Source organism: Nonomuraea basaltis (assembly GCF_005893125.1).
In the GTDB taxonomy this organism is placed as follows: Bacteria; Actinomycetota; Actinomycetes; order Streptosporangiales; family Streptosporangiaceae; genus Nonomuraea; species Nonomuraea basaltis.
In genome coordinates this window covers 66947-88062 of record NZ_VCJS01000021.1, presented here as the reverse complement: position 1 = coordinate 88062, position 21116 = coordinate 66947, and the positions used below count along the sequence as shown (strand labels likewise).

The following is a 21116-nucleotide window of genomic DNA, read 5'->3' as shown; positions in this document are numbered from 1 at the left end:
TGCCTAGCTCAATCAGCACGCGGCAGCGGATCTCAATCAGTTACGGTCAGCCAGTGGCGCGCCGCGTGCTGCAGGGCGTCCCATGGGCTGCCGAGCGGTGGCGTGTAAGCGAGGTCGAGGTCCAGGATCTCCCGGACGGTGATGCCGTGGTGGATGCCGGTGGCCAGCACGTCGATGCGTTTGGCGATCTCGGCGCCGCGGCTCCCGACGAGCTGGGCGCCCAGCAGCCGTCCAGTCCTGCGGTCACCGGTGAGACGCATATGGATGGGCGTGGCACCTGGGTAGTAGGCCTTGTGATCGTCGGCGGTGGACTGCACGGTCAGCGGTGCGAAGTTCGCTCGGACCGCCTCGTCGTTGCGTAGCCCGGTTGCGGCGGCGACCGGTGACCCGTAGTCCGCGAGTCACCAGCGCTTCGGCGTAGGTGCGTCCCGGCGGGTCCAACGCGGTGGTGAAACCGAGAGTGTTGACGAACATGACACCGAGGAGGCGTCGTCCTCGCACAGGACGATCCCGCCCCGGGGCGTGAAGGTCAGGTTGTCCGGCGAGTCGAGCTCCTTGCGGCCGGGCGACTCGTACACCAGCACCAGTGTGCCACCGTCGCGGCGGCCGGGGATGTACTGCCAGACCTGCCCGTAACCCTCCCGGAAGCCATCCGCGTTGGCCGGGTCGCCGTTCTTGGCGTCGCCGCCGCTGGTGGAGTTGAAGAAGGTGCTGCCATCGCCGTACCGGCAACCCTCGAGGCGGTTGAACTTCGCGCCGCCCTTGGCCAGGCCCTTGGGAGCTCGACGACCCCGCGGGCAAGCCCGTCGAGGAGATCCGCCCAATCCGCGACGAGATCGAGCGCCGCGTCCGCGCCCTGCTCGCCGACCTCGAAGTGCCGGTGAGCGGCTGACCCTGCCACGAGTACGGATAGATGTCTGTCAATATAGACAGAAGCCGACATCGGCCGGTATCTATACAAGGAGAGTGAATGGAGCTGCTCGAACTTTTGGAGTGCAGCCCGCCGCTGGCCCGTGAGCCACTCGACGCCGAGCAGGCCGCGGGCGTGGCCCGCGTCTTCAAGGCGCTGGGCGATCCGGTACGGCTGCGCATCCTGTCCATCGTGGCCAGCCGCGAAGGCGGCGAGGCCTGTGTCTGTGACATCACCGACGCGTTCGAGCTGTCCCAGCCGACCATCAGCCACCACCTCAAGGTGCTCAAAGACGTCGGCCTGCTCACCTCCGAACGGCGCGCCTCCTGGGTCTACTACCGGCTCGTCCCCGACACGCTCGCCGAACTGTCGACGCTGCTCAACACGCCCGCCACGGTCTGAGGCTAGGAAGCTGGATGTCCTCTACAACTGTCACGCGGCCGTGATCGGCGGACTGTCCACCCTGGACCGATTCCTGCCGGTGTGGATCGGGCTGGCGATGGCCGCCGGGCTGCTCCTCGGGCGGCTGGTGCCCGGCCTGAACACAACACTGGAAGCGGTGAAGATCGGCGAGATCTCGCTGCCCATCGCGCTGGGCCTGCTGCTGATGATGTATCCGGTGCTGGCCAAGGTCCGCTACGACCGGCTCGACACCGTCACCGGTGACCGCCGCATGCTGGTGGCGTCCCTGGTGTTGAACTGGATCGTCGGCCCGGCCCTGATGTTCGCCCTGGCCTGGGCGCTCCTGCCGGACCTGCCCGAATACCGCACCGGGCTGATCATCGTCGGCCTGGCCCGCTGCATCGCCATGGTGCTCATCTGGAACGACCTGGCCTGCGGCGACCGCGAGGCCGCCGCCGTCCTGGTCGCCCTCAACTCCATCTTCCAGGTCATCGCCTTCGGCGCGCTCGGCTGGTTCTACCTGGAAATCCTGCCCGGATGGCTCGGCCTGTCCCAAGCGGCGCTGGACGTCTCAATGTGGGACATCGCCCAGTACGTGCTGATCTTCCTGGGCATCCCCCTTCTGGCCGGATACCTGTCCCGCAAGCTGAGCGAGAGGTCCAAGGGCCGGGAGTGGTACGAGACCCGCTTCCTGCCGAAGATCGGCCCGATCGCGCTGTACGGGCTGCTGTTCACCATCGTCATACTCTTCGCCCTGCAGGGGCACACGATCAGCGAACGGCCCCTGGACGTGGCCCGCATCGCGCTGCCGCTGCTGGCGTACTTCTTCCTCATGTGGGGCGGCTCGTTCCTGGCCGGGCGGGCCATCGGCCTGCCCTATGACCGCACCTCCACGCTCGCCTTCACCGCGGCCGGCAACAACTTCGAGCTGGCCATCGCGGTGGCCGTCGGCGTGTTCGGCGTCACCTCGGGGCAGGCGCTGGCCGGGGTGGTCGGCCCGCTCATCGAGGTGCCCGTCCTGGTCGCCCTGGTATACGTCAGCTTGTGGGGGCGGCGTCTGTTCAGTAAGGAGTCCGCTGGTGCCTAGTGTCCTGTTCGTCTGCGTGCACAACGCCGGCCGATCGCAGATGGCCGCCGGGTGGCTCTCCCACCTGGCCGGTGACCGCATCGAGGTCCGCTCGGCCGGATCCGCGCCCGCCGACCAGATCAACCCCGTCGCCGTCGAGGCCATGCGTGAGGTCGGCATCGACATCACCGCCGAGCAACCGAAGGTCCTCACCGTCGACGCAGTCGAGGCCTCCGACGTGGTCATCACCATGGGCTGCGGGGATGTCTGCCCTGTCTTCCCCGGCAAGCGCTATGAGGACTGGAAGCTCGACGACCCGGCGGGCCAGGGCATCGAGGCCGTCCGCCCGATCCGCGACGAGATCCGTACCCGCATCGAGCAACTGATCAAAGAGCTGCTCTCCGCTGGTTGAGGACGGCGACAAAAGGACAGGCATGGAGTGCTCCCCGGTTGGCCACGCGATCGAGGTCGCTTCATCCGATTCCGTCAGGTGGACTCGCGGACCGACTCACGGGTCCAGGTCGCCGATCTGCTCGCCGGAGTGGCCCGGAAGGTCGTGGCCGACGATCTCCTCGGCCGAAGCGATCCGGGTCTGACCGCGTTGCTGCGACCGTACGTTGATCCGGCTTCGCGCTGGTGTGAGCAACTCGCCGACCCGAGCGGTCGGACCGCTGGCTAACGGCGGGCCGGTTCGGCTGTTGCGGGCCGCGCGCCAGGCGGGTTCGGTCGGAGTCGGCGGAGCATCGGGCAGCAATCAGCGTTCCTGAGTGGTTCGCAGTTGCTCGATGATCGTGGCGATCGTCTCTCGTGCCGTGCGGCTGGCACCGATGAGGGTGGCGGAGGCGGGGCCGGTCCAGTCGCCGTAGCCGAGCAGGTGCAGACGTGGCTCGCCTGCGGCTCGGGTGCCTTCGGTCGGGATGAGCCCGTCATGGCCGCGTAGCCGCAGCGGCGCCAGATGGCCCAGGCCAGGGCGAAAGCCAGTGCACCAGATGATGGCGTCGGCATCCAGCGTGGTGCCGTCGCTCCAGGCGACCCCTGTCGGTGCGAGGCGGGCGAACATCGGTTCGGCCTTGAGCGCTCCCCGGTCGCGAGCCTCGCGTACGGGAGGGACGGCGACGATGTCACCCAGGTCACCGATGCGGGGTGCGGTTTCACCGGCCTGGACTGCTCTGTGGCGGCGGGTGGCCAGGTCGAACAAGGCGCGGCCGTCGACCTCGTCAGGCAGCAGGCGGGGCGGTCGCAGAGTGGTCCAGGTGGTGTGCGCGACGGTGGAAAGATCGGCGAGGATCTGGGCGGCGGAGTTGCCGCCCCCCACCACGACCACGCGCTGACCGCGGAAGGTCTCCGGGCCTCGGTAGCCGGCGGTGTGGAACTGCCGGCCGCGGAAGCCGCCTATGCCCGGATAGTGCGGGATATAGGGCCGCCACCAGGTGCCCGTCGCGCTGATGACGATCTTGGCCTGCCAGACGTCCCTGTCGGTCTCCACGACGCCCGTCGCCGCGCCGTACGGCACGCGCCGTCGTGGGCCGGACGATCGGGAGCTGATAGCGCTGCTCGTAGTCGGTCAGGTAGGAGACGGTGTCCTCGGCACTCGGGTAGCCGCCGCCGGGAGGCGAGGGCATCATGCGGCCGGGCAGCGAGCTGTACTGGGCGGGCGAGAACAGCCGCAGCGACGGCCAGGCGTGCCGCCACGCTCCGCCCGGTCGCTCTTGGGCGTCGAGGATGACGAAGTCGGCCTTGGCGCGGCGCAGGTAGTAGCCGGCGGCTAAGCCCGCCTGGCCACCGCCGATGACCAGGACATCGACCGCGCGGGGTGCATCGGTCATACGGGGGTGAGCTCCAGCTCACCCGGCCTGCTGGATGCGGGCTCGGTGAGCGGCGCGAACAGGGCGCCCAGCTTGTTCACCGCCTCGGGGATGATCCGGTAGTAGACCCAGGTGCCGCGGCGTTCGCCATCGATCAAGCCCGCCGTACGCAACACCTTGAGGTGGTGCGAGATCGTGGGCGCCGTCAGGTCGAAGGCGTCGGTGAGGTCGCACACGCAGGCCTCGCCTCCGGCGTGGGATCCGATCATCGACAGCAGGCGCAGCCGTACCGGGTCGGCGACGGCCTTCAGCATGACCGCGAGCTCGGCGGCGTCGGTCTCCGACAGCGGCTCGCGCGCGATCGGCGCGCAGCACTGGATCGTGACGGCGGTCATCCTGCACCCCTTAATTCGAAATCTATCGAAATTATACGCGATGGTAGGCGACCAAGGCCAACGCGGCGATCACACAGGCGGTGGCCACCGCGCCCATCACCCAGACGTAGCCGACCGCTTGGGCGAGCGCGACCGCTCCCAGCGGAGCGAGGGCCTTGTCGGCGACGGAGAAGGCGGCGATACGGCCGGACAACGAGGCGTAGGCGACGGTGCCGTACCGGCCGGCCAGCAGGTGCGGCAGGGTGATGGAGGCGATGCCGAAGCCCAGCCCGAAGCCCAGCACGCAGCCGATGGCACCCGGCACCGTGCGCCCGACCAGCGGCAGTAGCAGGACGGCGACGCCCTGCAGGGCGAAGATCGCGGCGGCGATGAGTGCGGCGGGCAGGCGGCGTTGCAGGCCGGTGGTGAGCAGGCGTCCGGTCACCGACAGCACCCCCAGAAGTCCGGCCAGCGTCGCGGCCAGGACGGGTGAGTGCCCGAGGTGGATGAGGTAGGTGATGAGCAGCACCGCCATCACGGCCACCGCGCCGCCGTTGGCGGTGAAGGCGAGCACCAGCAGCCAGAACGGCCGTCGACGGATGGCGGCCTTGACGATGCCGGCACGCTCTTCTGCGGTGGCGGGCTGATGCTTGGCGTGGGTACGGCGGCGCAGGACGAGCGCGTGCAGGGGGATCGCGGCCACGCCGTAGATCAGCGCCAGGACGACCAGGGCCTGGCGCCAGCCGTACCACTGCACCAGCAGCCCGGTGAGCGGCAGGAAGATCGAGGAGGCGAAGCCGGCCACGACAGTGAGCGCGAGCAGGGCGTTGGCCCGGCCGCGTTCCCGGGCAGGGCCGTCGAACCAGCTGACGATGACGGCGAAGGCGGACTCGTAGAGCACCATGGCGCAGGCGATGCCGATGGCGGCGAACACCGCGTACAGCTGCCACAGGCTCTCCACCCGCGACCAGGCCAGCACGGCTGTCGTGCCGAGAATCGATCCGGCGGTCATGAGGCCACGGCCGCCGCGGGCATCGAGCCGGCGGCCGACCAGCGGCGCGCCCAGCGCGGCGATCAGGATCGACAGGGTGAGCGCGGCGGCGATCTGGGCATTGGTGGCGTGCAGGTCGCGGGCCATCGGCGCGAGGAAGACGGAGAAGGCGTAGTAGAGCACGCCGTACCCGATGGTCTGGGTGACGGCCAGCGCGGCGACCATCCGCCAGCCGTGGCCGGAACGCGGCTGACCGCCGCCCCTGATCTGCGGGGCGGCGGCCTCGGTGGTGGAGCTCACTCCGGCTCGCTGGAGCACGAGATCAGGCGGCGGCCGTCCGCGGTCGTCGCCCACTCGTCTCCCGTTTCGGCGATGAAGCCCTGAGCCTCCAACCGCCAGGCCAGGGTGCCGGCCATGCGGGCGATCGCCGGCGCGAAGCCCGGGTTCGTGCTGGATCGCCGGGCGCTGACCAACTGGCGGCCCAGCTCTTCGGTGTGCAACCGGCCGCGGTCGCAGATGAGGCGCAAGGCCTCCTTCTGGGCGGCGGTGGGGTATCCGTCTGACATGTCGATCCCTGCTTTCAGCCGCAGCAACTGCCGCCGTCGTTGGAGGCGCCGACGGTGGCCAGGGGCAGCGGGGTGGCCAGCAGGCCGCCGCTGATCCCGGTGGCCAGGCCGACACGCTGCTCCTGGGCCTCGGCGAGGTTGGAGGAGCACACGCCGGTCTCCGGCAGGTCGAGCTGCACGTCGCGGGCCGCCTCCCAGTCGCCCGCGATGGCCGCGACCACCGAGCGGACCTGCTCGTAGCCGGTGGCCATCAGGAACGTCGGGGCGCGGCCGTAGCTCTTGACGCCGACGGCGTAGTAGCCCGGTTCGGGGTGGGACAGCTCATCGACGCCGTGCGCGGGCACGGTGCCACAGGAGTGCTGGTTGGGGTCGATCAGCGGGGCCAGCCGCCGAGTGGAGCCGAGGATCGGGTCGGTGTCCAGACGCAGCTCGGAGGCGATGGAGTGGTCCGGGCGGTAGCCCGTCGCGGCCACGATGCGGTCCACCGTGACCGACTGCTCGGCACCGGAGGGGTCACGGCTGACCACGCTCACCTGCTCGCCGCTCCGGGTGACGGAGTGAGCGAAGAAGCCGGTCAGCAGCTGGATGCGCCCTGACTCGACGTGGGCGCGCAGGCGAGTGCCGAGCGCGCCACGGGCGGGCAGCGCGTCGGCCGCGCCGCCGCCATAGGTACGGCTGGCGCTGCCCGCGCGGATCGCCCAGGTGATCTGAGTGTCGTCGAGCTGCGCGAGGGCGAGCAGGGTGGTGGCTGCCGAGTGGCCGGCGCCCACGACCAGCGTGTGCTTGCCTTCGTAGGTTTCACGGTCGGCGCCGAGCACGTCGGGCAGGGCGTGGTCGACCAGCTCGCCCGCCTCCGCCTCGCCGTAGGCGGGCAGGCCGCCGGCACCCAGGACGTTCGGCGTGACGTAGGTGCCGGAGGCGTCGATGATCGCGCGGGCCTGCAACTCCTCACCGCCGTCGAGACGGATCAGGAACGGGACGTCTTCGCGGCCGTTGGTGCGGACCCGGTCATAGCCGAGGCGGCTGATCGCCGTCACCTTGGTGCCGAGCCGTACCTTGTCGCCGAACAGCTTGGCCAGCGGAGCGAGATAGTCAGTGATCAGCTCGGCGCCGGTGGGCAGCCACTCGGGGTCCGGCCCGCTCCAGCCGTCGGCCTCCAGCAGGCGCTTGGCGGCGGCGTCGATGTTGAACTTCCATGGGCTGAACACTCGGACGTGGCCCCATTGGGCGACGGAGGCGGCGACCTGCTCGCCGGCCTCCAGGACCAAGAAGTCCTGACCGCGCTCGGCCAGGTGCGCGGCGGCGGCCAGGCCGACCGGGCCGGCGCCGATGACCACGACCGGCAACGCGCTGGGCGCGGCGTGTGCCACGATCCGCTCGATCTCGACGGCGGTGGTGCCGCAGCATCTGTCACTCATGATGGCCTCTCCTGAATTCGTCGGGTCTCAGCGGAAGAGCAGGGCGTTGGTGCGGGCGCGGTCCACCGAGGCGCTCGCCCGGCAGCTGGTGTCACAGACCTCGCCGCGGGCCTCGTCGAAGGTGACATCGGCGGTGACGTCGGCGGTGGAGCGGAACCGGCGGAGCAGAGCGCGCATCGCGCACCTCCTGTTTAGACGTTTGTCGAAGTAGTCAGTAGATTGCCTCATTGATTAGAGATCTGTCAAATTAGAGAAGCGCCTAACCTGTGAGGTGCATCCATGCCGGCCCGGCCGCGTCTACCCGAGTGAATCGTCCGAACCGACATGGAGGCACCCGATGACCAGCCCGTGCTGCACGCCCACCGCCCAGGAAACCTGCTGCGCCCTCGAAGCCAAGGCCGAGTGCTGCGGCACCGCTGAAAGCGCGGCGCCCGCCGAAGCACCCAGCCGCTGCGGCTGCCAGTAACCACCCGACAGGAAGCTCACCCCATGACCCAGGCCGACCCCGCCGCTCTCTGGCAGCAGATGCGCGAACGCCTCGTCGCCTTCGTGGCCCGCCGCATCGACCAGCCCGCCGACGCCGAGGACATCGTTCAGGAGGTCTTCTTGAAGATGAGCCAGACCATCGACAGCGTCCGGCAGCATGAACGGCTGGAGGCCTGGGTCTACCAGATCACCCGCAACGCCATCGTCGACCACCACCGCCGCTCCTCGACGATCGCCCGAACCCGTGCCCAGGCCGCCGCCGACCGCAGCCTGCAGCCCGGTGAGATCGACGCCGAGGAGTCGGCCCTGCTGGCGCAGTGCCTGAAACCGCTGGTCACGAGATTGCCGGAGCCGTATCGCGAGGCGATCGTCTGGACCGAGTACGACGGCCTGACCCAGGCCGAGGCCGCTCGGCGTGCCCGCATCTCCGTCCCCGGCATGAAGTCGCGGGTTCAACGCGCGCGCAGGCAGCTTGGGGACCTCCTGACCGCGTGCTGCCAGGTCGAGCTCGACGCGCGCAAGGCGGTCCGCTCCGTCGAGAACCATGGACCCTGCCCCTGCTGAACCTCAGCCGCAGCCGCCGCTCGGCCCGCAGTCATCCGGCGGGCAGCACGCCTGCAGGCTGGCCTGCAGATCGCTCAGCGCCCTGCCGATCCTGGCGGGGTCGGCGCGGTAGTAGACCGTCTTCCACTCCCGCCGCGAAGTCAGCACACCGCCGTCGCGCAGGGTCGCCAAGTGGGTGGAGGTGGCCGACTGCGCCAGCGACATGCGCTCGGCGACCTCGTTGACGGTCAGCTCGATCCCGCCGGAGAACAGCATGAGGATCTGCTGGCGGGTGTCGCTGGCCATGGCCTTGAGGAAGCCGCGCACCGCGTCGGTCAACTCGATGTCGCTCGCCATCTCCATAGGATGACCCTACCTCATCATATTGTCATTTCCTTATTTGACGATACGATGTGCCGCATGGACACCATCATCATTGGCGGGGGCCAGTCAGGCTTGGCGGCCGCCCGAACCTTGCTGGACGCCCGCCTGACTCCCGTGCTGCTGGAAGCAACCGATCAGGCCACCGGCTCGTGGCCGCACTACTACGACAGCCTCACCCTGTTCTCCCCAGCCCGCTACAGCTCCCTGCCCGGCATGGCCTTCCCGGGCGATCCGGACCGCTATCCGCACCGCGACGAGGTCGTGGCCTACCTGGCCCGCTACGCCCGCGACCTCGCCCGCCTGGGCGCGGAGATCCGTACCGGCGCCCGTGTGGTCGCCGTGGAGGCCACTGGGCAGGCCGGTGGGGAGGGCTTCACGGTACGGCTCGCCGACGGCACCACGCTGAGCGCCCCCACTGTGATCGCCGCCACCGGGTCGTTTGCCAGCCCCGCCCTGCCCCGCCTGCAAGGCCTGACGGACTTCACTGGGCAGCTCCGGCATGCCGCCGCCTACACCAGCCCCGAGCCGTACGCGGGCAAGCGGATCATCGTGGTCGGCGCCGGCAACTCCGCTGTCCAGATCACCTACGAGCTGGCCGAGATCGCCACGGTGACGCTGGCCAGCCGGGAGCCGGTCCGCTTCCTCGAGCAGCGCCCGCTGGGCAAGGATGTGCACTTCTGGTTCAACGTCACCGGCTTCGACCGGCTGCCTGCCCGGCTGGTCAGCAGCCCGCCCACCGGCCCGGTCCTGGACGAGGGCATCTACCGGCAAGCGCTACGGGACGGCCGCTTCGACCGGCGCCCGATGTTCACCCGCCTCGACGGCGGCGCGGTGGTGTGGGCCGACGGCAGCCGCGAACCCGTTGACGTGGTGCTGCTGGCCACCGGATACCGGCCGCACCTGAACTACCTCGAGGGGCTCGGCGCCCTGGATGACAGCGGCTACCCGCGCCATGACCGGGGGTTGTCCACCACCCATCCCGGACTGGGCTTCCTCGGCTTGGAATGGCAGCGCAACCCCGCCTCCAACAGCCTGCGCGGAGTGGGCCGCGACGCCCGCCACCTGGTCGGCAAGCTGAAGAGCCGCCTGGGCCCGCGCCGCCTTCGGGCGGTCGTATAGCGAGAGACCGCGTCGAGGGCCATCAGGCGGCGGATCGCCTCGAACGCTCCGGGAGAGGGTGGATCGTAGATGCTGCCGTCGGCCCAGCCGCGCCCGTAGCGGTGGATCGGGCCATCGGCGCCGGTCGCCGTGAGGATGCCGGTGTCACCCGTCAGGGCTGCCGGGTCGATGGTTTGCTCGTGGTTTCCGGTCCTGCTCCTGTCCGGTCGTGGCGGACCAGCTGGCGAGCAGCTTCAGGCCGTCCTCGGCGGCGGTTCCGGGGGGCGCGCTGCAGACGACCACGCTCAGGCCGCTCTCGTCCGGCAGGCTCATGATCTCCTGATCGAGTTCCAGATCACCGACGAGCGGATGGTGGAAGCGTTTCGTGCTCTCGCGGAAGACATGCACGTCGTGGGATCCCCACAACACGCGGAAGGCGTCGCTGCGGGTGGACAGTTCACCGATCAGGTTCGACAGTTCCCGGTCGTAGGGGTTTTTCCCCGCCTCGATGCGCAGCGCGCCCACGGCGAAGCGGCCCATGCGCTCCCAGTCGACGTAGAACCGCCTGGCTGCGGGGTTGAAGAACGCGAACCGGGCGACGTTCGCCCCGCAGGTCGGGTCGGCGTACATCTCCGAGTACAGGGCCCGCCCCAGCGGGTTGGCGGCCAGCACGTCGAGGCGGTTGTTCATCACGTACGCCGGCAGCTCCGGCATGCCTTCGACGATCCGCGCCACGCTCGGCCGCACCGTCGGCCGAACCTCCCGCTGCCGGGCCCGCGACCCGGGCGCCGGTCCCGCAGCGCGGGCGAGGTCGTACAGGTACATGCGCTCGGTGTCGTCGAGTCGCAAAGCGTGGGCGAGGGCGTCCAGCACGCTGTCGGAGACACCTCTGAGGTTGCCACGCTCCAGGCGCGTGTAGTACTCGACGCTCACTCCGGCGAGCGTCGCGACCTCACCCCGGCGCAGTCCTGGCACCCGCCGCTGACCGTACGCCGGCAGACCCGCCTGCTCGGGGGTGATCTTGTCGCGTCGGGAGCGGAGAAATGCGCTGACTGCGTCCCGGTTGTCCATGAGGACAGGGTAGGCAGGCCACGCGATGGGTGGGGGGCCCTGCCCGTACCCCTCACAGCAAAGACTCCCCCGTCACGGCCGTCTCCTGTTGCATGGTGCGTGCCCCGATCCCCGGGGCCCGACCGGTGCGAGGACGTACGCGCCCCGGCCGACCTTTCAAGTACCGAGTTCGACTGAAGGGACACACAAGATGAGCAACCAGATCGAGACGGTGACGGAGACCCCCTCGGATGTCGTGCGAGGGCTGTATGACGCGCTGAGCAAGGGCGACGTGCCGGGTGTCCTGGCCAAGCTCGACCCCGACGTGATCGTCGACGAGCCGAACCAGCTCCCCTACGGCGGCGTGCACCAGGGCCGCGAGGTGTTCGTGCAGTCGATCCTGGGCACGATGATGGGCTACGCCAACGTCGATATCACCGATGCCGAGGTGTTCGAGGGCCCGGCCGGCGTCATCGGAACGCTCACCGGAACGCTCACTGCCCACACCACAGGTGAGGCGTTCCCGCTGACCATGGTCGAAATCCACCAGGTCGAGGACGGCACGGTGCGCAAGATCGACGTCTACACCAAGAACCCCCACGAGCTCGCCGCGTTCTACGCGCGCGCCGAGGCGGGCACCCGCTAACGACGACACGCTTCAGAGTCCGGCCGCGTTCATGGCGTCGCGTCCCCCTCCAGCTGGGTGAGCATCTTGTCGGTGATGGCGGCGAGGCTGTCGAGCTCCTCGTCGGAGAGCGAGTCGAAGACGAGTTTCCGCACGGTGCCCACGTGAGCCGGTGCCGCCTGCTCGATGGCCGCGCGCCCGGCCGGTGTCAGCACGATGAAGGCGCCGCGCCCGTCGTCGGGGCACTCCTCGCGCTCGACGAGTCCGCGGCGTGCCATGCGGGTGACATGGTGCGACAGCCTGCTGCGCTCCCACTGCAGGGCCCGGGCGAGGTCGGAGACCCGCATCCGGCCGTCGGCCGTGTCGGTGAGCTGGACCAGCACGTCATAGTCCTGCAGGGACAGGCCGGCGTCCGCCTGCAGCTCACGGTGGAGGGCCGCCGGCAGCCGCGCGTTCAACGCCAACCACCTGCGCCAGACGCGCTGCTGCTTCTCCGTCAGCCACGGGCTCGCTGCGTCCATGGCAGCAACACTACCCGGGAATAGTTGACACGTCACGTATGTTGGGCGCATCGTGTACGTGACGCGTCACCTAAATAGGTAGCGCCCACTTGACCATGAGGAGCAGAGCAATGACCACCGCCCACGCCGTCCCCGCCACGCTGGCCGACCTGTCCGGCGTCTACGTCATCGACCCGACGCACACCCGGATCGGGTTCGTCGCCCGGCACGCGATGGTGACCAAGGTCCGCGGCGCGTTCAACGCGTTCGAGGGCCGCTTCACCGCCGACGGCGCCGACCCGAGCCGGTCCAGCGCGAGCGTCACCATCCAGGCCGCCAGCATCGACACCCGCAACGAGCAGCGCGATGCGCACCTGCGCAGCAACGACTTCCTCGCGATGGACGAGCACCCGCAGATCACCTTCGTCACCACCGGCGTCCGCCAGACCGGCGAGACGAGCCTGGAGCTGACCGGTGACCTGACCATCAAGGGCGTGACCAACTCGATCACCATCCCGTTCGAGTTCGAGGGCGCCTCGACCGACCCGTTCGGCAACCTCCGGGCCGGTTTCGAGGGCTCGGCCACGATCAGCCGCAAGGACTACGGCATCACCTGGAACGCCGCGCTGGAGACCGGCGGCGTCCTGGTCAGCGACAAGATCGTCCTCGAGTTCGAGGTATCGGCGATCAAGACCGCCTGAAAGCGCCCGGTTCACCACCCGTTTCGAAAGGTCAGGCATCATGAGCGACATCGTTCTTCCGGCCGGCGTGGACATTCGCCGCGCCGGGGAGCGCTTCACGAGCGACTTCGGCTGGCTGGACTCCAAGCACTCGTTCTCCTTCGGCAACCACTATGACCACCGCAACACTCACCACGGTCTGCTGCTGGTCAACAACGACGACATCGTCGACGCCGGCACCGGTTTCGACACCCACCCGCACCGGGACATGGAGATCGTCACCTGGGTGCTGGAGGGCTCGCTGGTCCACCAGGACTCCACCGGGCACAACGGCGTGATCTATCCCGGTCTGGCGCAGCGGATGAGCGCGGGCCGCGGCATCCTGCACTCGGAGAAGAACGACTCCTGGCGGCTTGGCGGGGAAGTCCACCGCGACCCGGTGCACTTCATCCAGATGTGGGTCGTACCGGATGAGAACAACATCACGCCGGGCTACGAGCAGCTGGAGATCGAGCACGAACTGCTCTCCGGCGGCCTGGTCCCGGTCGCCTCAGGCATGAGCAAGCACGACATCGAGGCGGCGATCCGCATCAGGAACAAGTATGCCGCCCTGTACGCCGCCCGGCTCCAGCCCGGTCAGGCCGTCCAACTCCCCGAGGCCCCTTACCTGCACCTGTTCGTGGCCCGCGGCGCCGTCACCCTGGAGGGGGCGGGGGAACTGGCGACCGGCGACGCGGTCCGGTTCACCGCCATCGGCGGCCAGCGGGTGATCGCCACGGAGCCGGCCGAGATCCTGGTGTGGGAGATGCACGCCACCATCGCGGCCTGAGTCGGCACCCACACCGACAGCTTCACCAAGGAGAACGATGTCCGACACCCGACGAGACGCCGCCTGGGACCGAGCGGCCCTCGATGCCCAGCGGCAGTTCATCCGGGACCGGCATCTGCGGCCGGCCGAGCAGCGGGGAGCCTTGTCAGCGAGGCCTGGACCAGCCGGCGCTGATCAGCAGCGACGTGGAGCGAACCATCCACTTCTACCAGGACTGCTGGAGCTCCCGCCGACTGAGCTGATCGCCGACCCACTCGGCGACACATACGGCACCAATGCCTCCGCCGCCTGCCTGAGCCGCTGTCCCCGACCACGCCGTACATGCCGCGCACGCCGGCGCGGGCCATGAGGTCGACGTACTGTTCCGCGATGGTCTGCTTGGCCATGGCACTCCTCGGATCCCGGCACCGCGGCGGGCTCGGTCGTGCGGTGGCACGGGCGGACCGCGGTTCGTCCCGCTCACGCTAGTGAGGAGCGGGACGGGCCGATTGACTGTCCGCGCAGGAGATCGGTTCCGGCAGCGCACCGGCCCGCCGCCGATTGCGCCGTCAGCCCAGTTCCGCGTCCAGCCACCGCAGTATGTCGGGCGTCACCGGGTCGGTAATGTCGGCGAGCCCCTCCCGCGTGGTCCGGTCCACGACTCGTGACCGCGCCGTCCCGGCCGCCGGGTCGAGCGGGGCAACCGGGGCCATCACGGGCCGGCCTGCAGGCGTCAGTCGAACGCCGTCAACTGGCGCTCGCGTGCCTCGGTCAGGTGTCCCCGCATGGCTGCCTCGGCCGCGTCCGGGTCTCCGGCCTCGATAGCCGCGGCGACGCGATGATGCTCCTCGATCGTCGTGCCGGCGTGGGCGTAGGGGAAGTATCTCCGGTGCAGGTGAAGGTGGACATGCAGGCGCTCGAGGCCATCTCGGAGCAGGGGGTTGCCCGACGCCTCGGCGATGAGGTCGTGGAAGCGGGCGTCGTGGGTGGTGAAGGCGGCGTGCCAGCGCCAGCCGCCGGGGTCGTCCGGGTCCTGCGCAATCGATGTGGCGGCCTCCGCGGTGATCGCCTCGCGTTGCTCTGAGGTGGCCCGCGCGGCGGCCCATCGCGCGGCGGCGCACTCCAGCAGCAGCCGCATCTCGAACAGGTGGTTGAACTCGGCACGGGTGAGCAGCGGACTGACCGTGTAGCCCACGAGGGGGCGCTTGCGGACCAGCCCGTCGGACTCCAGGCGGGCCAGGGCCTCGCGAATCGGTGTCTGGGACACCTCGAGCTCGCGGGCCAGCGCGTCGATGTTGACGCGGTCGCCGGGCCGCATGCTGTGCTCGAGGATCCGCGCCCTGAGCACGTCGTAGACGTCGTCGCCGAGCGTCGACCGCCTGAGCCGGATCGGTTCGGTGGGTGCCATCGGGCCCAATCCTCCCACGGAGTCGGCGCATTTCCTGAAAGTTAAGTCTTGACGTCCTGACGAGCACGGACTATACCTCCATGAAACATCCTATAGGATCCACGATCCTTTCGAGAGGCGCAGTCATGAATCAACGACCACTGGTCCGGCTCGGCGGGCTGGCTGCCGCCCTGGTGCTCGCCGTCACTGCCACCGCCGGTTGCACGAGGAAGAGCGACGACACAACGACGGCCGGCGCACCCGCCCGGACGCCCGACCAGGTCAAAATAGCCCTGGTTCCCGGCGGGGCGCACCCCTACTTCCAGCCGTGGAAGGACGCCGCCGCCAAGGCGAAGAGCGATCTTAGCGTCGGCGACGTCACCTTCAACGAGACCTCCGACTGGGACCAGACCAAGCAGAACGACGTGCTGAAGTCCCTCGCCGCACAGGGCTACAACGCCTTCGGCGTCTTCGGCGTCTCCCCGGAGAACATCAACGCCACCTTCGAGGACCTCAAGCGGCAGGGCTTCCCGGTCGCCTCGCTGGCGTCCTGCCCGGCCGGCGACGTCGACAAGGCGGACTTCTGCCTGTCCACCGACGTGCAGCTTGCCGCCTACAAGGCGGCGCAGGCCGCGATCGAGGCCATGGGTGGCCAGGGCGACCTCGTGCACCTGACCGGCAACAAGGTGGACTCCAACACCCAGCGCCGCATCGCGGGGGTGCAGAAGGCGGTCGACGAGACCGGCGGAAAGGTCAAGCTCCTGCAGACCGTGACCGACGTGGACAAGGACCTGCAGACGGCGCAGAAGGGCGTCGCCGACCTCCTCGCCGCCAAAGGCGACCAGATCCAGGGCATCGTCAACACCGCCTACAACCCCGCGGTGGCCGCCGCGGAGGGTGTCAAGCGATCCAAGCTGCCGATCAAGGTCGTCGCGGTCGACGACGACAAGACCATCCTCGCCGGCATCAGGGACGGCTCGGTCACCGCGACCGTGCTGCAGAACCCGGTCGGCCAGGCGTCCGTCGGGTCGTACGCGCTGACGAAGCTCGCGGGCGGCTGCACGATGACACAGCCGGGAGTGATCATCGACTCCGGCTCCTTCGTCGTGACCAAGGACGACATCGACACCTACGACAAGGACCGGCAGGCGAAGACGGACGAGCTGAAGAAGGCGTTCGACAGCCAGTACCTGTCCTGCAAGTAGTCCCACGAGCCCAGGAGGATCCACCCTTGCCCGCGATCACCCACGCCGCGGCGTATCTCGTCGACCTCGAGGTCGAGACCGTACGCACAGACGCCGTCCAGTCGTTCATCAAGCAGGAGACCGTCTTCGTCGAGGTCCACACCGACGACGGCGGCACCGGCACCGGTTACACGTACACGATCGGCACCGGGGGCACCGCCGTGCTCGCCCTGCTGCGCGACTACCTGCTGCCCAGGCTGGTCGGTGCCGACGCCCGCCGGGTCGAGGCCGTGTGGCACGACCTGTTCGCCGCGACCCGGGCGACCACGGTCGGCGCGATCACCTCCCTGGCCCTCGCCGCCGTCGACACGGCCCTGTGGGACTGGCGGTGCCGCGACGCGGGACAGCCGCTGTGGGTCCTCGCGGGCGGCGCGAAGGACCGCATCCCGCTGTACGACACCGAAGGCGGCTGGCTGCACCTCACCACCGAGGAGCTCATCACCGGCGCCAAGGCCAGCCAGGCCGCGGGCTGGCCCGGCGTGAAGCTCAAGGTCGGCCGCTCTCCCGTGGAGGACGCGGAAAGGCTGGCCGCCGTCCGTGCGGCGGTCGGACCGAACTTCGACCTGATGCTCGACGCCAACCAGTCGCTCACCCCCGCGGAGGCCGTCAGGCGGGCCCGACTCCTCGAACCGTCCGACCCCTACTGGTTCGAGGAGCCGCTGCCGGGCGATGACGTCGCCGGGCACCAGGCACTGGCCGCGGCCGCCTCGATCCCCGTCGCGGTCGGTGAGTCGCTCTACTCCGTGGCGCAGTTCCGCGAGTACCTGCACCGGCAGGCGGCCGGCATCGTGCAGGTGGACGTGGCACGCATCGGCGGCATTACGCCCTGGCTCAAGGTCGCGCACCTGGCCGAGGCGTACAACGTGCCGGTCTGTCCGCATTTCCTGATGGAGCTGCACGTGAGCCTCTGCTGTGCGGTGCCGAACAGCCGCTACCTGGAGCACATCCCCCAGCTCAGGGCGATCACCCGGCAGGAGATCGAGATCGCCGACGGGCACGCCCTGGCTCCGGCGTCCCCCGGGCTCGGCATCGAGTGGGACCGCGACGCGATCGACGACCGGAGAGTCGCGTGAGCACGCGGACCGCGACGCCGCCGGAGACTCCCGCGGCGGGTCCGCCGGGACCGCGCGGGCCGTCGAGGACGCCGCTCTGGGCGAACCCGCGCCTCGGGCTGCTCATCCTGCTGATCGCCCTGGTCGCGCTCTTCACCGCGCTACGACCGGCGTTCATGGACACCACGCTCACGCTCGTGCCGCTGCAGTCGGACATCAGCGTGTACACGGTGGTCGGCCTCTCCCAGCTGGCGGTCCTGTCGCTGGGGCACATGAACATGGCCGTCGGCCGGATGGCGGCGATGAGCGCGTTCGCCATGGGCCTCGCCTACGACCGGCTCGGCGTGTCGCTGGTGGTCGGCCTGGTGATCGGGCTGATCGTGAGCACGTTGCTCGGCGCGCTGGCCGGGCTGATCATCTCGCGTACCGGGGTCAACTCGTTCGTGGTCACGCTGGCGATGGACTTCGCCCTGGTGGGGCTCATCACGATCCTCTACACCGGGTTCACCGACGGTGTCGCCTTCAGCAGCCAGCCCGCCGGCATGGACGCGCTGCGCAACGACACGTTCGCCGACTACTGCATGGGCGATGTGTGCGGCCCGCACATCCCTCTCGTCGTGCCCCTCACCCTCGTCGCGGTGCTGGCGGTGGGACTGCTGTTCCGCTTCAGCAGGCTGGGCAGGGAGATCCTGATGACCGGCGCCAACGAGAAGGCGGCCGAACTGTCCGGCATCCCCGTCCGCAGCCGGGTGGTGCAGGCCCACGCCCTCAGCGGGCTACTCGCCGGGCTGGCCGGCTTCCTGCTCGCCGCGAACAACGGCGCGTTCTCGGCGCGCATCGGCGACGCGTTCCTGCTGCCGTCGTTCCTCGGCCCGGTGCTCGGCGGCACGCTGCTGGCCGGCGGCGCCGTCAGCGTGCTCGGCACGGTGCTGGGCGCGACGCTCACCCAGGTCATCTACAAAGGCCTGAACCTGCTGCAGTTCCAGCTCGACCAGCTCAATCTCTACATCGGCTTGGTGCTGCTCGGCGCGTTGTCTCTCGACCGGGTGCGCCACGTCGTCGCGGAACGTAGGGGGGCGCGGGCATGAGCGCCGGCACCACGACGGCAAGCCGCGCCGGACTCGGCGGGAGGCTCAAGGGCGTCACCGCCCGGCCGGAGTTCACCCTCGCGGTGCTCGCCGTCGCCGGGTTCGTCGCGCTCGCCGTCGCCACGGACGGCAACCTGCTCTCACGCGGCACGCTGGACGCGTTCTTCCGGTTCCTCGCCGTTCCCATCGTCATCGGGCTCTCCCAGATGGTGGTGCTGGCCATCGGCCAGATGAACCTGTCGGTCGGCACGCTCACGGGCCTGTGCGCCATGGTCGCGGCGTGGCTCATGCTCGAAGGCGGACTGCCGGCTCCGCTGGCCGTGCTGGGCGCGCTCGGGGTGGGTCTCGCCGCCGGTCTCGTCAATGGGCTGCTCGTCGTGTTCACCCGGATCAACGGCTTCATCGTGACCCTCGCCACCATGACGATCATCGAAGGGCTGCGGTACGGGATCAACGGCCCGAACACCTTCCAGGGGTACTCGCAAGGCTTGCGTGACCTCGGCACTGCCTCGGTGCTCGGGCTGCCGGTCGTCCTCCTCCTCGCTCTCATGGTGGCTGCCCTGGTGGCCCTGTTCTTCGGCCGGGCGGTCGTGGGACGGCAGTTGCTGGCGACCGGCGGCAGCCCGTTCGCCGCGCGGCTGTCCGGCGTCTCCAACGACCGGTCGATCGTCATCGCGCATGGGCTCAGCGGCCTGCTCGCCGGGGTCGCCGCCGTCATCACGGTCGCCGCTTCCGGCTCCGTCAACTCCAGCATCGGCGACGATCTGCTGCTGCCGAGCTTCGCCGCGCCGATCATCGGCGGGGTGGCGCTCGCCGGCGGGGTGGTCAGCGTGGCCGGCACCTGCCTCGCGGCGTTCCTGGTCCGGCTGGTGGACGTCATGCAAGCGCAGTTCGACATCAACCCGCGCTGGATCGACCTGATCGTCGGCGCGGTCATCCTCGGTGCGGTGTTGCTCAGCACCGTACGCCAGAAGCTGTCGAAGGGGTCGTCATGATGCTCACCGCCGAGAACCTGGTGAAGACGTTCCCGGGAGTCCGCGCGCTGGACGGGGCCACCCTGAGGCTCGCCGCAGGCAGCGTGCACGCCCTGCTGGGCGAGAACGGCGCGGGCAAGAGCACGCTCATCAAGATCCTCACCGGTGTGCACCGGCCGGACGGCGGGCGGGTCGCGCTCGGCGACACCGAGCTGCACATGAACGGGCCGCTCGACGCCCAGCGGGCCGGCATCGGCGTGGTGCACCAGGAACGCAACCTGATCGCCGAGTTCTCCATCGCCGAGAACATCCTGCTGCACCACCTGCCGCGGCGCTTCGGTCTCGTCGACCGGGCGCGGATGCGTGCCGAGGCCCGCCGCTGCCTCGCCCTGCTCGATCTGGACCTCGACCCGGACACCCCGATCTCCCGGCTGTCCGTGGCGCAGGCGCAGCTGGTCGAGATCGCCAAGGCGCTGAGCGTCGACAGCAAGGTGCTGCTGCTCGACGAGCCGACCGCGTCGCTCACCGGGGACGAGGCCAACCGGCTCTACGGGATCGTGCGCAAGCTGCGCAACAGCGGACACGCCGTCGTGCTGGTGAGCCACAAGCTGGAGGAGGTGTTCGCGGTCGCGGACACGGTCACCGTGCTGCGCGACGGGCGCAGCATGGCCGAGGCCGAGCCGCTCGGCGGCTACACGCAGGACCAGATCGTCGACCTCATGGTCGGGCGGGCGTACTCCTCGGTCCACCTCGCCGAGCGGCACGTCGACCCGGCGACGGCGCCGGCCCTGCGGCTGGACAAGGTGTGCACCGCGCGGGGCCACCGCGACATCTCCCTGTCGGTGCGCCCGGGGGAGATCCTCGGACTGTACGGCCTGGTCGGGGCCGGCCGCAGCGAACTGGCCAAGGCGCTGCTCGGGCTCGACCGGATCACCTCGGGAACGGTGGAGGTGCGGAGCCGTCCGGTGCGCATCCGCGATGTCGGCGAGGCGCTCCGCGGCCACCGCATCGGCTACGTGACCGAGAACCGCAAGGAAGAGGGCCTCTTCCTTGACCAGCCGATCGCCCGCAACATCGGCGTCACCGTGTGGCGGCGCCTGGCCAGGGCCGGGCTGGTGACCGATCGGGCGGAACGTCGCCTGCTGGCCCGGTACGTCGATCGGCTGGGCATCCGGATCTCTTCGCCGTCCCAGCTCGCGGGCCAGCTCTCCGGCGGCAACCAGCAGAAGGTCAGCCTCGCGAAGTGGCTCGCCGCCGAATGCGAGATCCTCATCGTGGACGAGCCGACCGTCGGCATCGACGTACGCACCAAGGCGGCGTTCCACGAGCTGATCGCCGAGCTGGCGGGGGCCGGGCTGGCGCTACTGCTGATCTCCTCGGACTTGCCGGAGATCGTCACCCTCGCCGACCGGATCGCGGTGATGAACGACTTCAGCCTCCGCGGCGAGCTGGTCAACGACCACGACTACGCCCGGATGAGCCACGCGATCATCCGGTTGATCCACACTGAGCCTTCGCGGCCACCCACGGGCGATGAGGAAGCGGCATGAATCCAGCCCGGCCGCCGCGTCCGAGGCGAGGAGCGCACGACTTCGGCGATCTCTCCGCTGGCCCCCAACCTCCGAGGAGAACCCGGGAAACCGTGAATGCCGCCGCAGCAGTTCT

Annotated in this window: 25 protein-coding genes and 2 pseudogenes; 13 read left to right on the top strand and 14 right to left on the bottom strand. The window is 69.6% G+C overall.

Going from position 1 to position 21116, the window contains the following annotated elements; translation table 11 throughout:
- Positions 1 to 32: 32 nt before the first annotated feature.
- Positions 33 to 380 (bottom strand): annotated as a pseudogene (locus tag EJK15_RS12995) (FAD-dependent oxidoreductase); the annotation flags it as partial.
- 21 nt (positions 381 to 401) lie between these two features.
- Positions 402 to 824, bottom strand: coding sequence for an alkaline phosphatase PhoX (locus EJK15_RS12990; protein ID WP_206060819.1), 423 nt, complete (start codon positions 822 to 824; stop codon positions 402 to 404).
- Between the two features lie 146 nt (positions 825 to 970).
- Between EJK15_RS12990 and EJK15_RS12985 the strand changes: the two genes are divergently transcribed.
- The 3 genes from EJK15_RS12985 to EJK15_RS12975 are packed head-to-tail and all read left to right on the top strand — an operon-like array spanning position 971 to position 2790.
- Positions 971 to 1312, top strand: coding sequence for an ArsR/SmtB family transcription factor (locus EJK15_RS12985; protein WP_138710645.1), 342 nt, complete (start codon positions 971 to 973; stop codon positions 1310 to 1312).
- 40 nt (positions 1313 to 1352) lie between these two features.
- Entirely contained in the window at positions 1353 to 2399 is a 1047-nt protein-coding gene (gene arsB / locus EJK15_RS12980; protein WP_276615384.1) for an ACR3 family arsenite efflux transporter, read from the top strand.
- Positions 2392 to 2790, top strand: a complete 399-nt coding sequence (locus EJK15_RS12975; protein WP_276615383.1) for an arsenate reductase ArsC — start codon at positions 2392 to 2394, stop codon at positions 2788 to 2790. The genes arsB and EJK15_RS12975 overlap by 8 nt, the downstream gene beginning before the upstream one ends.
- Before the next feature lie 96 nt (positions 2791 to 2886).
- Here EJK15_RS12975 and EJK15_RS70490 read toward each other — a convergent pair whose 3' ends face one another.
- The 7 genes and pseudogenes from EJK15_RS70490 to EJK15_RS70485 all read right to left on the bottom strand — a co-directional run bounded on the left by EJK15_RS70490 (position 2887) and on the right by EJK15_RS70485 (position 7709).
- Positions 2887 to 3024, bottom strand: a complete 138-nt coding sequence (locus tag EJK15_RS70490) for a hypothetical protein (protein ID WP_171074268.1) — start codon at positions 3022 to 3024, stop codon at positions 2887 to 2889.
- Between the two features lie 108 nt (positions 3025 to 3132).
- Positions 3133 to 4204, bottom strand: a pseudogene (locus EJK15_RS12965) (ArsO family NAD(P)H-dependent flavin-containing monooxygenase).
- Positions 4201 to 4578, bottom strand: a complete 378-nt coding sequence (locus EJK15_RS12960) for an ArsR/SmtB family transcription factor (protein ID WP_138710644.1) — start codon at positions 4576 to 4578, stop codon at positions 4201 to 4203. The pseudogene EJK15_RS12965 and the gene EJK15_RS12960 overlap by 4 nt, the downstream one beginning before the upstream one ends.
- Positions 4579 to 4609: 31 nt before the next feature.
- A complete protein-coding gene (locus tag EJK15_RS12955) occupies positions 4610 to 5848 on the bottom strand; it encodes an MFS transporter (protein WP_138710643.1) in 1239 nt (412 codons plus the stop codon).
- Positions 5845 to 6114, bottom strand: coding sequence for a hypothetical protein (locus EJK15_RS12950; protein WP_138710642.1), 270 nt, complete (start codon positions 6112 to 6114; stop codon positions 5845 to 5847). The genes EJK15_RS12955 and EJK15_RS12950 overlap by 4 nt, the downstream gene beginning before the upstream one ends.
- 14 nt (positions 6115 to 6128) lie before the next feature.
- Positions 6129 to 7532: an FAD-dependent oxidoreductase gene (locus EJK15_RS12945; RefSeq protein WP_138710641.1), complete on the bottom strand. Its 1404-nt coding sequence runs from the start codon at positions 7530 to 7532 to the stop codon at positions 6129 to 6131.
- Positions 7533 to 7559: 27 nt separating this feature from the next.
- The gene (locus EJK15_RS70485; RefSeq protein WP_171074267.1) at positions 7560 to 7709 is read right to left on the bottom strand and encodes a hypothetical protein; all 150 of its coding nucleotides are present in this window, start codon (positions 7707 to 7709) and stop codon (positions 7560 to 7562) included.
- Positions 7710 to 8021: 312 nt separating this feature from the next.
- Between EJK15_RS70485 and EJK15_RS12940 the strand changes: the two genes are divergently transcribed.
- On the top strand, positions 8022 to 8582 hold the full coding sequence (locus EJK15_RS12940) for a sigma-70 family RNA polymerase sigma factor (protein WP_138710640.1): 561 nt from the start codon (positions 8022 to 8024) through the stop codon (positions 8580 to 8582).
- A 3-nt stretch (positions 8583 to 8585) separates the two neighbouring features.
- Here the strand turns inward: EJK15_RS12940 and EJK15_RS12935 are convergent, their stop codons facing one another.
- Positions 8586 to 8918: an ArsR/SmtB family transcription factor gene (locus EJK15_RS12935; protein ID WP_138710639.1), complete on the bottom strand. Its 333-nt coding sequence runs from the start codon at positions 8916 to 8918 to the stop codon at positions 8586 to 8588.
- Between the two features lie 63 nt (positions 8919 to 8981).
- Here EJK15_RS12935 and EJK15_RS12930 point away from each other — a divergent pair, with 63 nt between their 5' ends.
- A complete protein-coding gene (locus EJK15_RS12930) occupies positions 8982 to 10064 on the top strand; it encodes a flavin-containing monooxygenase (RefSeq protein WP_206060817.1) in 1083 nt (360 codons plus the stop codon).
- A 144-nt stretch (positions 10065 to 10208) separates the two neighbouring features.
- Here the strand turns inward: EJK15_RS12930 and EJK15_RS12925 are convergent, their stop codons facing one another.
- Complete coding sequence (locus EJK15_RS12925; protein ID WP_138710637.1) at positions 10209 to 11114, bottom strand: helix-turn-helix domain-containing protein; 906 nt, start codon at positions 11112 to 11114, stop codon at positions 10209 to 10211.
- A 190-nt stretch (positions 11115 to 11304) separates the two neighbouring features.
- Between EJK15_RS12925 and EJK15_RS12920 the strand changes: the two genes are divergently transcribed.
- On the top strand, positions 11305 to 11739 hold the full coding sequence (locus EJK15_RS12920) for a nuclear transport factor 2 family protein (protein WP_138710636.1): 435 nt from the start codon (positions 11305 to 11307) through the stop codon (positions 11737 to 11739).
- A 29-nt stretch (positions 11740 to 11768) separates the two neighbouring features.
- Here the strand turns inward: EJK15_RS12920 and EJK15_RS12915 are convergent, their stop codons facing one another.
- On the bottom strand, positions 11769 to 12239 hold the full coding sequence (locus EJK15_RS12915) for a MarR family winged helix-turn-helix transcriptional regulator (protein WP_138710635.1): 471 nt from the start codon (positions 12237 to 12239) through the stop codon (positions 11769 to 11771).
- A gap of 110 nt (positions 12240 to 12349) precedes the next feature.
- On the opposite strand from EJK15_RS12915, the gene EJK15_RS12910 reads away from it, so the two are divergent.
- A complete protein-coding gene (locus EJK15_RS12910; RefSeq protein WP_138710634.1) occupies positions 12350 to 12919 on the top strand; it encodes a YceI family protein in 570 nt (189 codons plus the stop codon).
- Positions 12920 to 12959: 40 nt separating this feature from the next.
- A complete protein-coding gene (locus EJK15_RS12905; protein ID WP_138710633.1) occupies positions 12960 to 13727 on the top strand; it encodes a pirin family protein in 768 nt (255 codons plus the stop codon).
- Positions 13728 to 14275: 548 nt separating this feature from the next.
- On the opposite strand, the gene EJK15_RS70480 is transcribed toward EJK15_RS12905, so the two are convergent.
- Together EJK15_RS70480 and EJK15_RS12895 are read right to left on the bottom strand one after the other, a co-directional pair.
- Positions 14276 to 14419, bottom strand: coding sequence for a hypothetical protein (locus EJK15_RS70480; RefSeq protein ID WP_171074266.1), 144 nt, complete (start codon positions 14417 to 14419; stop codon positions 14276 to 14278).
- A 20-nt stretch (positions 14420 to 14439) separates the two neighbouring features.
- On the bottom strand, positions 14440 to 15114 hold the full coding sequence (locus EJK15_RS12895; protein ID WP_138710631.1) for a GntR family transcriptional regulator: 675 nt from the start codon (positions 15112 to 15114) through the stop codon (positions 14440 to 14442).
- Between the two features lie 125 nt (positions 15115 to 15239).
- On the opposite strand from EJK15_RS12895, the gene EJK15_RS12890 reads away from it, so the two are divergent.
- From EJK15_RS12890 to EJK15_RS12870, 5 genes are read left to right on the top strand one after another with little or no spacing between them, the layout of a single operon-like run.
- Complete coding sequence (locus tag EJK15_RS12890) at positions 15240 to 16298, top strand: sugar ABC transporter substrate-binding protein (protein WP_138710630.1); 1059 nt, start codon at positions 15240 to 15242, stop codon at positions 16296 to 16298.
- Between the two features lie 26 nt (positions 16299 to 16324).
- Positions 16325 to 17410: a mandelate racemase/muconate lactonizing enzyme family protein gene (locus tag EJK15_RS12885; RefSeq protein WP_138710629.1), complete on the top strand. Its 1086-nt coding sequence runs from the start codon at positions 16325 to 16327 to the stop codon at positions 17408 to 17410.
- Positions 17407 to 18477, top strand: coding sequence for an ABC transporter permease (locus EJK15_RS12880; protein WP_138710628.1), 1071 nt, complete (start codon positions 17407 to 17409; stop codon positions 18475 to 18477). Before EJK15_RS12885 ends, EJK15_RS12880 begins: the two co-directional genes overlap by 4 nt.
- Complete coding sequence (locus EJK15_RS12875; protein ID WP_138710627.1) at positions 18474 to 19472, top strand: ABC transporter permease; 999 nt, start codon at positions 18474 to 18476, stop codon at positions 19470 to 19472. Before EJK15_RS12880 ends, EJK15_RS12875 begins: the two co-directional genes overlap by 4 nt.
- Positions 19469 to 21001 (top strand): sugar ABC transporter ATP-binding protein, encoded by a 1533-nt coding sequence (locus tag EJK15_RS12870; protein WP_138710626.1) that lies wholly within the window; start codon positions 19469 to 19471, stop codon positions 20999 to 21001. The genes EJK15_RS12875 and EJK15_RS12870 overlap by 4 nt, the downstream gene beginning before the upstream one ends.
- Positions 21002 to 21116 lie beyond the last annotated feature (115 nt).